Origin of the sequence: Paenibacillus sp. FSL H3-0469, assembly GCF_038051945.1 — a bacterium.
Classification (GTDB): domain Bacteria; phylum Bacillota; class Bacilli; order Paenibacillales; family Paenibacillaceae; genus Paenibacillus_AQ.
In genome coordinates, this window is sequence record NZ_CP150302.1 from 4724305 (window position 1) to 4739505 (window position 15201).

The following is a 15201-nucleotide window of genomic DNA, read 5'->3' on the forward strand; positions in this document are numbered from 1 at the left end:
AAAAGTCCCATTAGATGAGGAGAACAAAAAAAGATGACAACATCGAAGAAATGGAATAAAAGAGGTTCCCGCGCTCTGGCAGCCTCGTTGTCGATTGCGCTGGTTGCTGCCAACTTTGCGCTGGCCGGACCCGTGGCACATGCTGCTGTAGCGGATAATGATGGTTCGGAAGAAATTTTCACTTCAGAAGAGTACCGGAACTTCACCAAAGATGGCGGGGGTGCTGTAAGCTTAACCTTCCCGGAGCTCTCTATCACAGCAGATCCCGGTGAGATGATGGCAGGGGCTACGGTTGTCATTAACGGATATAAAACGGGCGATCAGATGACATTCGCTACATCCGGTACAGGAATTACAGTTACCTCCAGCGGGGACAACGGAGCTTACATCTTAACTGGCAATGCGCCAGTCGAAGTCTACCAGCAGGTATTGGAAACTGCCCAGTTTAAGATGACTTCGCCGGGTGAACGTAGCCTGACGTTCGGTCTGGGACCTGTTCTCGCTTTTAACAAGAATGGCCATTTCTATGAATATGTTACAGATCCAATTGTGAAGTGGACGGATGCCCGGGTGAAGGCCGAGCAGCGCACCTACTATGGACGCCAAGGGTATCTGGCGACGATTACCGACCCGGATGAGAACGCTTTTATTGCGGAGAAGGCTAGAGGGATTGGCTGGATTGGCGGGAAAGATGTAGCTCGTTCCGAGACGAACGGAAGGGCCAATACACGTGTTTTCACCTTGCAGAACAACAAATATAATGGTTATGGCGATTGGCGCTGGGTAACCGGACCTGAGGGAAAGCTACAGTACGAAGGCAAATCGGGACTTCCTTTCTATAAGGGTTACAATGCTAGTGGCGGGAGGAATGATTCTGCCACAGTGACGGATCTTACTTATGGGATTGGTACTAACCATATCATGCATAACAACTGGGATACAGGGGAGCCGAATGACTCTACCTACGAACATGTGGTGCATATCTTTGCAAGCGGAAAGTGGAATGATTATCCAATAGATAACAGGGTTGATGCCTACCTAGTAGAATACGGCGGTATGCCTGACGATGCCGATACTAGCATCAGTACCACCATTACACTAGTGGACAAAACCCCACTTAAGCAGGGCAACAATACCGCAGAGGGCTATCTTAATCTTGAGCCGCAGGAATATACTAAAGCTTCTCTAGCGGTTCTCAAGAATGCATCGGATGCAGCCAAAGCTGTTCTCGATAATGACCATGCTTCCCCGGAAGAGATTGAAGCCGCCCGCAAGGGTCTGGAGGATGCAATTGCCGGGTTGGTGAAGCAGCCGCCGGTAGCTAACAGCGCAAGCTATACAGCCGGAAGCAACAATCAGGTGTCTATCAAGTTCGACAAGGACATCAAGTTTAACGCGGACGATGCGGATACTACAGATGACTTCAGAGTAACATTGGACGGAAAATTGGTCGATGTTACGCATGCTGTAGTATCCGACCAAGATCCTAGTGTCATTATTCTGACCCTGGCCAGCCCGTTGTCCAATGACCCTGTGGTTCGAATCGAATACAATGCCGCAGAGTCGGCAATCGAGGCTCAGACGCCGGGAAAAGAGCCGGTTTCAGACTTTACGCTGATCGCTAACGGTCCGTTCGGTGACTCTTTGCAGATTCAAGAGCCTGCGAACGGAACCGAGGTATACGGAGCAGACTTCCCGCTCCCAGTAACCGGACAAGCTGCACTAGACTCGGTAGTTACGGCTGCCGTCTATAAAGTGGACGTTCATCCTAATGCCTATCTGTTCGATCTTGAAGTAGGCATTACGGTAACTGATGATGTCTATAAGTGGGACACCAAGCTGCCGGGACCGCTGGCACCAGGGTCCTACCATGTAGCGGTGACTTCTACCAAGACATTCGGTGATGAGGTAAGAAAAGAAACGAAGCTGGTACCGTTCACCGTGCCGCAGCTGGAATTGACCCATGTGGCGGTAAATGAAGGGCAGCCGGATCATGCTGTGCTGACGTTCAACCAGCCTGTAGGTTCTGCTTTGACCGATGCTGATTTCACCGGGCTTACCGTCGATGGACGGAAAGTGATTGCTGTGAAGTCCGTACAGGGCGATAAAGTAGAAGTCGTTCTCGAGGAAGCGCTCGGTCCAGATGATGCATTGGTCGTAGGGTACGACCCTGCTGCCGGTAATGTTACGGCTGAAGGCAATGTCCTGAACGAATTGAAGCCGATTCAGGCAGGCGACCAGTCCGGCATTACCAAGGATAATAATGTGATTCCGCTTCAGCTCGTTGCTGCTTATCCCGAAGCCGGCAAGCTCAAGCTGGTATTCAACAAGCCAATCAACGATCTTACCGATCTGTCCGGATTCACTTACGGCGGAGTGCCGCTCAAGGAGCCTTTTGAAATCAACGGCAATGAACTGATCGTTTCCATTCCGGAAGATCATAAGGGCGGTCTGTTGAGCTACGATCCAGAGCTTGGCAACGTAACGGAGAATGGCAACAAGAATAACCCGCTTACGGGTCTTCAGCCGGGAATTGATCTTGGCGGAGATTCCAAGTATATCTCAGAGGCAGGCAAGCTGCCTGAGAACGGTCTGGGATTAAGTGCCGGAGATAAGCCGGTATCGCTGCATCCGGGCTTCCAGCCGGATGTACCAAGCGGCTATCAGGCAACCGTGCCTAATGAGACCGGTACCATTGCCCTGAATCTTGCCCCGGCAGGAGATAACGATACACTGCGCAAGGTTAGCTTAAATGGTGTAGAGGTTCCTGATGGAGACTGGAGCAAGCTGCCGCTTCAGGAAGGGCTGAACATCATTCAGGTGGACATTGTGGATGCGAAGCGTCCGGGCGTTAAGCTGGGTCAATACCAGATTCAGGTCATCCGCGCAAGCGGGAAGCTCGTATCGCTGGAGCCTTCAAGCGGCACCCTGCAGCCGGAGTTCAAGCCTGAAACTACAAGTTATGATGTAACTGTAGGGAACAGTGTATATGAAATGTCATTCAAGCCGGTAACACTTGACCCGGGTGCGGTGGTAACACTCAGCATTGCCGGTGAAGCTCCGGTAGAGGTGAAGAACGGCGAATGGAGCAAAGCGCTCCCTCTGAAAGTAGGCAAGAATGAAGTCCTGGTTACCGTCAAGGATTCTGCTGGCAAAACGAACACTTATACGATGATCGTTACCAGACAAGAGCCTGCTCCATCAGGCGGAGGTTCTGCACCGGCTCCAGCAGCTCCTGATACATCCAAAACCGAACTCATCCAGGTGGATGTAGCCATCGGCGGAGCCAATGCGGCTGGAATCACGAAAGTGCCGGTACAGCGCACCACTCAGAGCAATGGTACAATCACCGATTTGGTCCGCTTCACCAAGGATAAGGCTGAAGAAGCGGTGAAGATGGCGAAAGAGACAGGACAAAGCATTGCCCGTGTAGTCATCCCGGATGCGGCGGACAATGTCAGCGAAGTGAATGTCCAAATTCCGGCGGAGACCGCCAAATTGCTGAAAGAGAATGGCATTGTGCTGGAAATCTATACGGAGAACGCGATTGTACGTATTCCGAATGAATCGCTCGAAGGAATCACGCAGGACTTCTATTTCCGGCTGGTGCCGGTGAGAAGTGCAGCAGAGCGTAGTGAAATCGAAAAGAGAGCCACGCTCGAAGCTGTGGTCCGTGAAGTGGCGAAGGACAATAAAATCGAAGTGGTTGCCAGACCGATGACCATTGAGACGAACCTGTCCAGCCGGGCGGTAACTCTGATTCTGCCACTCAAGGATGTGAAGCTGCCTGCGAATGAAGCAGAGCGCAATGCGTTCCTGGCACAGCTGGGTATCTTCATCGAGCATACTGACGGCACGAAAGAGGTTGTGAAAGGGAAAGCAGTTACCTATAAAGACGGACTGCTCGGACTGGAATTCTCCATCTCGAAATTCAGTACTTTTACTATCATCAACTTCAATAATCAGTCGCCTGCGAAGCATGTATCCTATATCGTTGGCTTCCCGGACGGTCAATTCAAGCCGGATGAACGCGTAACGCGCTCACAGATGGCCCTCATGATTGCCCGGAATCTGGGCTATGATGCCAATGCTGCTGTAGGTACGTCTCCCTTCCCGGATGTGGCTGTCCGCCATTATGCGGCAGCAGCCATTGCCTTCGTGAATGCACAGGGCGTAATGAAGGGTGATTCGTCCGGACAATTCCGGGGAGCTGCTCCGATTACGAGAGCGGAAATGGCCGCAGCTGCTGCAAACTACCTGAAGCTTGCCGTACCGGCAGACGGAAAATCAAGCTTCAGCGATACCACCGGACATTGGGCACAAGGTGTCATTGAGGCCAACGTGAAGGCAGGCCTGCTTAAGGGCTACCCGGACGGCAGCTTCAAGCCGAACACCTACCTGACCCGTGCGGAAGCTGTAGTCATCGTCAATCAGATGTTTAACCGGGGTCCATTATATGGAGCCGATGCTATTAAATTCCCGGATGTATCCAAGAATCACTGGGCTTACCTGGATATCCAGGAAGCCGTAATCGATCATCAGTACCGGATCGACAGTGAACAGAAGGAACAGCGGGTTACAGAATAACTGAATGGGGGTTGGAGGAGAGATCATTCTTCTCCAGCCCCTAAATCATTAAATTTGAAGTATAATGGTTATAACACCGTACTGATTTCCAGCTGCGAAGGAGATCCGAATGAAAGCAATCCTGATTGACGATGAAGAATTGGCACTAAAGGCCTTGGAGCGTCAGCTTCATGCGCTTGGCGATTTTGAGATTATCGGCAAATATACCGATCCGCTGTTAGGGCAGCAAAAGGTGGAGGAGACCGAGGCCGACATTGTGTTTCTCGATATCCATTTACCGGAGCTGAACGGGATTGAGCTGGCGGAAAGGCTGCTGGAACAGAGGCCCGACCTGCAGGTTGTATTCGTAACGGCATATGATAAGTATGCTATCAAGGCCTTTGAGCTGAACGCCCTGGATTATGTGCTTAAGCCGATTCATATGGATCGTCTGAAGCTTACGGTCAATAGATTGAATGCCCAGCAGAAGCCTGGACCGGCAGTCTCAACAGCACCATTGCAAGCGAGCTGGAGGATGCTGATGTTCGATGCCTTCCAGATCTACGAAGGAGAGCAGGAGCTTGCACCGCTGCAATGGAGAACGGCGAAAGCGCAGGAAATCTTCTTTTTTCTGCTGCATCATCGCGGCAAAGTGGTCAGCAAGGCCACTCTGATTGAATTGCTGTGGGCTGATTTTGATCTGAATAGAGCCTATCCGCAGTTATATACCGCTGTGTATCATATCCGTAAGATGCTGGAGCCCTTCAGCAGAGAACGGATTCTCCTGCAAAATACGGCAGACGGCTACCTGCTCAAGCTGGAAGGAATCTACCTGGACGTTGATGAGTTCGACCGCTTTATCCAAGCTGGGATTGAGCTCTCGGACGACACGCTGCCCGAATATGAACGAGTCCTGAAGCTGTTCAAGAGCGAATATCTGGAGGGGTACGATTATGTGTGGGCGGAGCTTGAACGGCAGAGATTCCAGCTGCAGTGGATTCGGCTGAAGCTGAATCTGGTCCGCTGGTATATGGATAATGCAGAATATGAACAGGCCTTCAAGCACATTGAACAGGTCTGCACCCGCTATCCGTTAGAGGAGCAAGCGCAATTATTGTACATGCAGATTTCGGACAGAATGGGCTTTCATTTTCTGGTGCAAAGACAGTATGTATTGCTGGAAACGGTGATGGAAGCAGAGGTTGCGGAGAAACCAAGCCGGGAGATTGTCAAATGGTATAGGGATTGGGATAACAAGCGTCAAAAAGGGTGAGTCCTTGGATTCATCCTTTTTGCCCTATCTAAATTATGATATATTTAATCTTGAATATTTCGTTCTGCAAAGTTCCGGCGAAGGAGAACCCCATGACCCAATTTGTCTACAAGCAGATTATTGCTGACCTCAAAACGAAGATCTTTGCCGGGCAGTACGCCGATATGAAGCTGCCGGATGAGCGCAGTCTCAGCGAGGCGTATCAGGTTAGCCGCAGTACCATTAAGCGTGCGCTGATGAAGATGGAGAGCTCGGGCATTATTTTCAAGAAACGTGGCTCCGGCACCTTCATCAACCCGTTATACATAAAGAACGATTCGATCTTCAACTACGAAGGCTCTAACCTGGGGGTGTCGGATAACTTCCAGATGCACGGCAAGAAGCCGGAGATCAAGGTGCTGAGCTTCGAGGTCATCCGGCCCACGGAGGAGCTTCAGCGGGATTTGTTCCTGATGCCCCATGATTTCGTGTATAAGATCGTGCGTCTGCGCCTGTTTGAAGGTGCGCCCTTCATGATTGAGACGGGATATATTCCGATCAAAATTGTGCAAAATCTCGACCAGACGATTATCGAGGGGTCGATTTTTCATTATCTGGAGGAGTCGCGCAATTTGGCGGTGACCAAATCCTTTTTGTCTATTTTTGCCGAGCCTTCGCTGCCTGAAGATCAGGAATTGCTCCATCTGAAGGAGAATGAACCTGTGGGGATTATGGAGGGGATCTTCTTCCTGGATAACGGCACACCGTTCGAATTCTCGCATATGCGGTTCCATTATGAGTATCTGAAGTTCAACACGTTCGTATCTGTGCATTAACGGACGGACGGTGTAAATAGCCTAACTGAGGTAGAGCAGGCCGGGAGGAGTCCCGGTCTTTTTTTGCATCTTTTATTTATACCAAATTAATACATAATTATAAAAATGAACATCTTTTTGTGTGTGATTTGCAGCGAATTTCATACTATGTTCAAAATTTCACAATATTGGACCGTATTAATTTCTAAAAAGATTGAATTTCTGAAATGCCGATGTATGATGTAACTGTAGAAGTGATACATTCAATTTACAAAGAAAAAGATTAGGGAGTGGAAGACATGGGATTAACAATCGAACAGGTGGATTATTCCTCCAAAACGTATCTGGCAAAGCTTGACGCTTACTGGCGTGCAACGAACTACATCTCCGTAGGCCAGCTTTATTTGAAGGATAACCCGTTGTTAAGAGAACCGCTGAAGGATGCAGATGTCAAAGTGAAGCCGATCGGACACTGGGGCACCATCCCTGGGCAGAACTTTATCTATGCACACCTGAACCGTGTAATCACTAAATATGATCTCAACATGTTCTATATTGAAGGCCCGGGCCATGGCGGTCAGGTTATGGTGTCGAACTCTTATCTGGATGGCAGCTACACCGAAATCTATCCGCAGATCACTCAGGACATTCCTGGCCTGAAAAAGCTGTTCAAGCAGTTCTCCTTCCCTGGCGGTGTTGCTTCCCATGCTGCTCCCGAAACACCTGGATCCATTCACGAAGGCGGCGAGCTGGGTTACTCCCTGTCGCATAGCGTGGGTTCGATTCTCGATAACCCTGATTTGATCTCTGCAGTCGTTGTAGGTGACGGCGAAGCAGAAACCGGCCCTCTGGCCGCTTCCTGGTTGTCCAACCGCTTCATCAACCCGATTACAGACGGTGCTGTATTGCCGATTCTGCATTTGAACGGCTTCAAGATCAGTAACCCGACCATCCTCTCCCGGATGAGCAGAGAAGAATTGACCGCCTATTTTGCCGGAAACGGCTGGGAAGCATTCTTCGTAGAAGGCGAGAACCCGGATCTGATGCACCCGGAAATGGCTAAGGTGCTGGATACGATCGTAGAGCGCATTGCCGCAATCCAGAAGAATGCCCGTGAAAATAACGATACTAAACGCCCTGTATGGCCGATGCTGGTCTTCCGCTCCCCTAAAGGCTGGACCGGTCCGAAATCGTGGGACGGCGTGCCGAATGAAGGCTCCTTCCGTGCCCACCAGGTGCCGATTCCGGTCGATCAGAAGAACATGAAGCATGCTCCGGCCTTGCTTGAATGGCTGAACAGCTACAGACCTGGAGAATTGTTCGATGAGAACGGCCGCCTGAACGCAGAGCTGGCTGAAATTCTGCCAACCGGCGACAGACGTATGGGAATGAACCCGGTAACCAATGCCGGCAAGCTGATCAAAGACCTGCACAAGCCGAATTTCCGTAACTACGCCCTGGATAATTCCGTTCCGGGTCAAGTGATTGCGCAGGATATGGCTGTACTGGGCAAATACCTGAAAGAGGTTGTTACCCTCAACGAAGAGAACCGCAACTTCCGGATTTTTGGACCGGATGAGACGATGTCTAACCGTCTGGGACCTGTATTCGAAGTGACCAAGCGCCAATGGATGGATGCCATTCAGGAACCGCAGGATGAATTCCTCGCTCCATACGGCCGTGTCATTGACTCCCAGCTGTCTGAGCATCAGGCTGAAGGGATTCTGGAAGGTTATGTCCTGACTGGACGCCACGGTTTCTTCGCCAGCTATGAAGCCTTCCTGCGCGTGGTCGATTCGATGATCACCCAGCACTTCAAATGGCTGCGTAAAGCGACAGATCAGACCTGGAGAGAAGATATTCCTTCCCTGAATGTGATCGCTACATCTACCGTGTTCCAACAGGACCATAATGGCTATACCCACCAAGATCCGGGTCTGCTCGGCCATCTGGCTGACAAGAAGCCTGAATTCATCCGTGAGTATCTGCCGTCTGATGCGAACAGCCTGCTGGCCGTATTCGACACGATCCTGAATGACCGTCAGAAGATCAACCTGATCGTATCCTCCAAGCATCCGCGTCCGCAGTGGTTCTCGGCTGACGAAGCTCAGGAGCTGGTAACTAAAGGCCTCAAGATCATTGACTGGGCCAGCACCGACAAAGGCGGAGAGCCTGATCTCGTCATTGCTTCTTCGGGTACAGAACCAACTATGGAAGCCTTGGCTGCCATTTCGATCCTGCATGAGAAGCTGCCTGAGCTGAAGATCCGTTACATCAACGTGGTCGATCTGCTGAAGCTGAGAAGCCAGAAGCTTGATCCGCGCGGCTTGTCTGACGAGGAGTTTGATCAATTTTTCACAAAAGATAAACCGGTCATCTTCGCCTTCCACGGCTATGAAGGCCTGATCAAAGACCTGTTCTTCGACCGCCACAACCACAACCTGCATGTGCATGGCTACCGCGAGAATGGCGACATCACGACACCGTTCGATATGCGCGTACTCAACCAGATGGACCGCTTCGATCTTACGAAGGAAGCAGTACTCAGCCTGCCGGAAGCAAGCAAATACCAGGCTATCGCTGACGAGATGGATGCCATCGTGCAAAAGCATCATGCATATATCCGCGAAGAAGGCATCGACCTTCCAGAGGTTGAGAACTGGGTATGGAAGGCTTTGAACTAAGCTTCATACGATAGTGTTATTTCATTAATAATATAGCAAGCTTCAATCAGGGAGCGCCCCGGTTAGTCATGTTGATGGCTGCGGGGCGCTTTTTGTGTCTGATGATTGAAGTTGGATGTCCGGGATCGATGAGGTCTCCGGCTGCAATGCCTTCTTCTTCTGCCCCGCAGTAAGTACAGGCACACCGCCCCTGCCGTTCATCTCCACCATGTGCTTCCAGTAGCGCTTCGGCATTAGTGAGGAACGCAGCCGGTCGTTGTAGCGCTCCTTGATGCCGATGGCATTGTAAAAGCCGGTCCATAAGCGGCGGTACGCTTCCTCCGTCTCATCGGGCTCGGGCGGGGTCCACCCGCTTAAGGGCACGATGGCCTCCCGCCCGGGCTCATGAATCAGCGCCGCTCCATGCGTCTGATCGTAGATCATGAAGCTCTCCCCCTGGAACCGGTCGCAGAAATGCTCCTGAATTACAGGAAGCACATAGCCCTGCGGTTCAATGACTGCGGCCATGACCGGGCCGTATACGGAGAAGCGGACGAAGCCCGTATACAGATGCGCCTCATGCCGGAGCTGCTGAACAGCCTTCATCAGCGTGTTAACGGTGTCATCGGCCAGCATATTCATCACCTTACGGCCATGCTTGAAGCCGAGATACAGGAAATTCAGCAGCAGCATTTCCTTATCAGGGGTGCAGCTCCAGAAGCCCAGACGCACCAGTTCCTCAGCTTCGCGGCTGATCCGCAACGGCAGGGATTTCAGTACCCGCGCGGCCTTGTCCTTGTCGGTCTCGATCCATTTTGCTTCCAGCAGCAGGCCTATTTCCCCGCCCTCAGCATGAATTGCCAGTGGTATCTCCTTCCAGGCATAGCTCTCAAATACACAGCACAGCAGACCCTCGAAGCTTCCGTCATAGGTGTACGCCAGTGCGGACGGCTTGAACATCAGGCCTTCGCTCCTTTCTTGAGCAGGTTCCAACCATCCGCTGCCGGAAGGGCCGACAGGTTAAAGTCGTCGAACAGCGTGAGCTGCTCCACCTTCGGCTGCTGGAGAGCAAGCTGTTCCCCGGACATGAGTGAGCGAAGCAGCGTATGTTCGCTTACCTTCAGCCCCTCCAGCGGCTTATCCTTACAGGTGATGAAGAACTGGGCACGCTTCAGGACCACTCCCAGCTTCTTCAACGCATGGAAATCGAGCGATCCGGCCCGTCTGGCCTTTACGATCCGCTGTGCGCTTCTTACGCCGATGCCGGGCACACGCAGCAGCATTTCGTACGGGGCGCGGTTGATCTCAACGGGGAACTGCTCCCGGTGGTTAACGGCCCAGCTGCATTTGGGGTCCAGCAGCGGGTTGAAGTTCGGCACGGCCTCATCCAATAATTCATTCGCCTTGAAGCCGTAGAAGCGCAGGAGCCAATCGGCCTGATAGAGCCGGTGTTCCCGCAGCAACGGCGGCTTGGTGTCTAGAGCGGGCAGGAGGGAATCCTCCACAACCGGGGTGTAGGCGGAGAAAAAGACGCGCTTGAGCGAGTATTTACGGTATAAGCCTTCCGTCAGATTAAGGATCTGGTAATCTGTATCTGGCGTTGCACCCACGATCATCTGGGTGCTCTGTCCAGCCGGAGCGAAGCGGGGTGCATGATTATACCGGACGATATCGGAGCGGTTCTCCTTGATCCGGCTGCTAATCAGCCCCATCGGCTTCAGGATGGACACCTTGCTCTTATCGGGAGCGAGCCGTCCGAGGCTCTCCTGGGAGGGCAGCTCGATGTTGACGCTCATGCGGTCGGCGAGCAGACCAAGTCTGGACAGCAGGGCTTCGTCTGCTCCAGGGATGGCTTTTACATGGATATATCCGTTGAAATGATAGACATTGCGAAGCAGCTCAAGTGCAGCAATTAACTGCTCGGTGGTGTAGTCCGGACTGCGCATAATGCCTGAGCTGAGAAATAATCCTTCTATATAATTACGGCGGTAGAATTGCATGGTGATATCTGCGATCTCTTCGGGGGTGAAGGCCGCCCGGCGGATGGGGTTGGACTTGCGGTTGATGCAGTACGCACAATCATACACACAGCCGTTGGTCATAAGTACCTTCAGCAGCGAAATACAGCGGCCATCCGCCGCGAAGCTGTGACAGATGCCCATTGCGGAGGTGTTGCCGAGTGCCCCGGCCTGGCCTTTGCGGTCGGAACCGCTTGAAGTGCACGCCACATCGTATTTAGCTGAAGCGGTCAGAATCTCTAGTTTCTCCATTACATCCACGGTCTCAATCCCCCTCATATGTGAGCATTATATACCGAACATACGTTCTTGTCAAAAGTATAAACCACCACTCCGGCCGCCTGCAAAATGTATGCGCATTCCTTCTTGTGCTATAATAGAAATTGATGGTTCACGGAATGAGGAATCATACGGTTATTGAAAATCAGGTTAGGAGTGTTGCTGAAGTGAGAGGATATAACATCTGGCGGCCTATTATGCTGATAGCCGTCGCCCTGCTGACAAGACAGCTAGTGACAAGTGTGTGCCTGATGTTCGGTATGTCGCAGGAATCGGCAGGCAGTGTAGCCATGCTGGGTATGATCGTCGCTGCTCTTATTATGTACAACCGCATGATGAAGGGCCGCCGCCGCAGATAAAATAAACAGAAGATCCGGACGTATCTATTCAATACGGTACGGATTGCATAGGAACAGGCTTAAGAGACGCCCGCACAGGTGTCTTTTTATTTTAGATGTGTCTTTTTTACTAAAAAAGTTTATACAAACACGTGCGAATCCCGGCGATCCGGCAAGCGGTGCTTGAATAATATGGCTGAAGCTTATATTCTTAGAAGGATATGCTATATGAAGGACCATACAGATTCAAGGTAACGTACATTCCCTTCGGGAGGGCGTTATTTATAGAATCAACCCACAGCATGGGAAATGAACATACAGGAGGAAACCAATTGAGTACACAGAACATTGGAGTGCCGTTAGAGGGTTTTGCAGAATTTAGCCGGACGGTAGCCGCAGAAGGTGCGGTACTGCTGAAGAATGAGGGACAGGTGCTTCCGCTGGGTAACGGTGAGAGCGTTGCTGTTTTTGGCAGAATACAGGTGAATTATTACCGCAGCGGTACTGGATCGGGCGGTAGCGTTCACGTTGCATATACGACGAATCTGCTGGATGGACTGCGCAGCAAGAAGAACATTAGCGTGAATGAAGAACTGGCTGCAGCCTACGAGGCCTGGATCGGGCTTAACCCGTTCGATGACGGCGGCAAGGTATGGGCTGCGGAGCCGTGGAACCAGAAGGAAATGCCGCTTACGGACGAGCTGGTGAAGCAGGCACGAAGCCAGTCAGCCAAAGCGGTTGTGGTGATTGGACGTACGGCGGGCGAGGATCAGGATAATGCCGACACCGCAGGCAGCTACCGGCTGACGGAAGATGAGAAGGCGATGCTGGTCTCGGTTACGGCTTATTTTGAACAGACAGTTGTGGTACTCAATGTGTCCAATATCATGGATATGAGCTGGGTAAATGACGCTGCTTATGTGAATCCTATCTCTGCTGTGATCTATTCCTGGCATGGCGGCATGGAGGGCGGTCACGCGATTGCTGATGTTCTGGCCGGAGAGGTTACGCCAAGCGGCAAGCTGACGGATACCATTGCCTATTCCATTGACGATTATCCGTCGACCCGCAACTACGGCAATGAATTCAAGAACCTGTACGAGGAAGATATCTATGTAGGCTACCGTTATTTCGAGACCTTCTGCCCTGATAAGGTTCAGTATGAATTCGGCTACGGGATCTCGTACACGACCTTTAAGCTGGAGCCGGGGGAAGCGAAGCTGGTAAACCAGGCGGGTGAGCCGCAGATCGAAGTCGGCGTCACTGTAACGAATACGGGAGCCGTATATGCTGGTAAAGAAGTCGTGCAGGTGTATTACGAAGCGCCGCAGGGACAGCTGGGCCAACCGGCCAAAGCGCTGGCAGCCTTCGCTAAGACCAAGCTGCTGGAGCCTGGTGAGTCTCAGCGCCTTACCGTGAGCTTCCCGCTCCATTCCATGGCTTCCTATGATGACGCCGGAGTGACCGGGCATGCTTCCGCTTATGTGCTCGAAGCCGGTACCTACCGTTTCTATGCAGGCACCAGTGTCAAAGCGGTGTCAGCAGTGCTTCTGGACGGACAAGAAGGTTATGTGCTGGAAGAGCTTAAGGTCGTGGAACAGCTGGAAGAAGCAATGGCGCCTACTGAGAGCTTCATGCGGATGAAGCCGGGTGCCCGTAAGGCAGACGGTTCGTATGAGCTTGTCTCGTCTGAGGTACCTACACGCAAGGTGGATCTGGCGGAGCGGATTGAACGCAATCTGCCGCAGACGCTTCCGCAGACCGGCAATCAGGGATATACTCTGAGAGATGTTCATGACGGAAAAGTCAGCATGAGCACTTTCATTGCCCAGCTAAGCGACCAAGACCTGGCGGCGATTGTCCGGGGCGAAGGAATGAGCAGCCCGCTGGTAACTCCGGGTACGGCGTCTGCGTTCGGGGGCGTCAGCGACAGTCTGTTCAGCTACGGCATTCCGGTTGCAGCTACAGCGGACGGCCCATCCGGTATCCGTATGGACAGTGGAGCGAAGGCTACACAGGTATCGATTGGCACCCTGCTCGCCGCTACCTGGAATGCAGAGCTGGTGGAAGCACTGTATGTCATGGAAGGCCAGGAATTATTGCGTAACCAGGTGGATGCGCTGTTGGGACCGGGGCTGAATATCCGGCGCAGCCCGCTGAACGGGCGTAACTTCGAATATTTCTCCGAAGACCCGCTGATTTCGGGGATCTTCGCTGCCGCATGCACACGCGGAATTATGAAGGGCGGCTCTAATGCGACGCTGAAGCATTTTGCCTGCAACAACCAGGAGAAGCACCGCAGTAAGGTCGATGCTGTCGTATCGGAACGTGCGCTTCGTGAGATCTACCTGAAGGGCTTCGAAATTGCAGTCAAGCAGGGCGGAGCCAATTCGATCATGACCTCCTACAACCCGGTGAACGGGCATTGGGCGGCTTCTAACTATGACCTCAACACCACGCTGCTTCGCGGCGAGTGGGGCTTCCAGGGGATCGTCATGACCGACTGGTGGGCGATCATGAATGATGTGGTGAACGGAGGACCGGCAGACCGTAAGAATACGAACTGGATGGTTCGCGCCCAGAACGATCTGTACATGGTTGTTAGTAACTATGGGGCAGAGGTTAACGCTTACGATGACAATACAATCGCATCTCTGGAGAACGGTACGCTTACCCGCGGGGAGCTTCAACGCTGCGCGATCAACATCTGTGAGTTCATTATGAAGGCTCCGGTATTCTCCAGAAAGCACGAGATTATTGAAGCGGTTGATACGTTCAAGGCTGATCCGGCTATCGGAGCTGAGCAGGTGCAGGTACTGAGCGAGAACGCACAGGTAACCCCTGCGGTGTCCGGGCCGACCTACATTCAGGCTGACGAGGCGGGCCAGTACCGCATTATTGTCAGCATCATGTCTCCTGAGCCTGAGCTTGCACAGAGCGCCTGCAACCTGACGCTGAATGGACAAGCGGTAACCACTATTCAGACGAACGGAACGGAAGGCCGGTGGATCCGGCAGAAGCTGGTCAAGGTGGAGCTGGAAGCCGGACGGTATGAGCTGAAGCTGGACTTCGTCAAGCCCGGCCTGCAGATTGAATGGATTGAATTCAAGCAGGTATAGTGTCAGCACCATTTATAGCAACAGTATTAAGGCACCCTCCGGGGTGTCTTTTTTTGCAATATAAGAATTTACATGAGCGGCCTGATTTCGCATACCCGCAGGGCCGCCGAATAAAATAGAGATAAAACGGCTACTATGAAGGGATGGCAGG

General features: G+C 52.1%; 8 protein-coding genes. 6 read left to right on the top strand and 2 right to left on the bottom strand.

Annotated features, from left to right (window positions below; genetic code table 11):
- Positions 1–33: 33 nt before the first annotated feature.
- From NSS83_RS20915 to NSS83_RS20930, 4 genes are all read left to right on the top strand, one after another.
- Entirely contained in the window at positions 34–4587 is a 4554-nt protein-coding gene (locus tag NSS83_RS20915) for an S-layer homology domain-containing protein (RefSeq protein ID WP_341346390.1), read from the top strand.
- 109 nt (positions 4588–4696) lie between these two features.
- Entirely contained in the window at positions 4697–5839 is a 1143-nt protein-coding gene (locus NSS83_RS20920) for a response regulator (RefSeq protein WP_341183045.1), read from the top strand.
- A gap of 92 nt (positions 5840–5931) precedes the next feature.
- A complete protein-coding gene (locus NSS83_RS20925) occupies positions 5932–6654 on the top strand; it encodes a GntR family transcriptional regulator (RefSeq protein ID WP_209994046.1) in 723 nt (240 codons plus the stop codon).
- Positions 6655–6932: 278 nt separating this feature from the next.
- Complete coding sequence (locus NSS83_RS20930; protein ID WP_341183043.1) at positions 6933–9317, top strand: phosphoketolase family protein; 2385 nt, start codon at positions 6933–6935, stop codon at positions 9315–9317.
- Between the two features lie 66 nt (positions 9318–9383).
- Here NSS83_RS20930 and NSS83_RS20935 read toward each other — a convergent pair whose 3' ends face one another.
- The gene (locus NSS83_RS20935; protein ID WP_341346391.1) at positions 9384–10256 is read right to left on the bottom strand and encodes a TIGR03915 family putative DNA repair protein; all 873 of its coding nucleotides are present in this window, start codon (positions 10254–10256) and stop codon (positions 9384–9386) included.
- Entirely contained in the window at positions 10256–11566 is a 1311-nt protein-coding gene (locus NSS83_RS20940) for a putative DNA modification/repair radical SAM protein (RefSeq protein ID WP_341183041.1), read from the bottom strand. The genes NSS83_RS20935 and NSS83_RS20940 overlap by 1 nt, the downstream gene beginning before the upstream one ends.
- A 194-nt stretch (positions 11567–11760) precedes the next feature.
- On the opposite strand from NSS83_RS20940, the gene NSS83_RS20945 reads away from it, so the two are divergent.
- Entirely contained in the window at positions 11761–11952 is a 192-nt protein-coding gene (locus tag NSS83_RS20945) for a hypothetical protein (protein ID WP_036691301.1), read from the top strand.
- Positions 11953–12263: 311 nt separating this feature from the next.
- Positions 12264–15050, top strand: a complete 2787-nt coding sequence (locus tag NSS83_RS20950) for a glycoside hydrolase family 3 C-terminal domain-containing protein (RefSeq protein WP_341183040.1) — start codon at positions 12264–12266, stop codon at positions 15048–15050.
- The last annotated feature ends 151 nt before the right edge of the window (positions 15051–15201 follow it).

Bases quoted from the DNA above. Each gene is read 5' to 3' on its own strand.
- NSS83_RS20915 (WP_341346390.1), top strand. From the start codon at position 34: ATGACAACATCGAAGAAATGGAATAAAAGAGGTTCCCGCGCTCTGGCA.
- NSS83_RS20920 (WP_341183045.1), top strand. From the start codon at position 4,697: ATGAAAGCAATCCTGATTGACGATGAAGAATTGGCACTAAAGGCCTTG.
- NSS83_RS20925 (WP_209994046.1), top strand. From the start codon at position 5,932: ATGACCCAATTTGTCTACAAGCAGATTATTGCTGACCTCAAAACGAAG.
- NSS83_RS20930 (WP_341183043.1), top strand. From the start codon at position 6,933: ATGGGATTAACAATCGAACAGGTGGATTATTCCTCCAAAACGTATCTG.
- NSS83_RS20935 (WP_341346391.1), bottom strand. From the start codon at position 10,256: ATGTTCAAGCCGTCCGCACTGGCGTACACCTATGACGGAAGCTTCGAG.
- NSS83_RS20940 (WP_341183041.1), bottom strand. From the start codon at position 11,566: ATGGAGAAACTAGAGATTCTGACCGCTTCAGCTAAATACGATGTGGCG.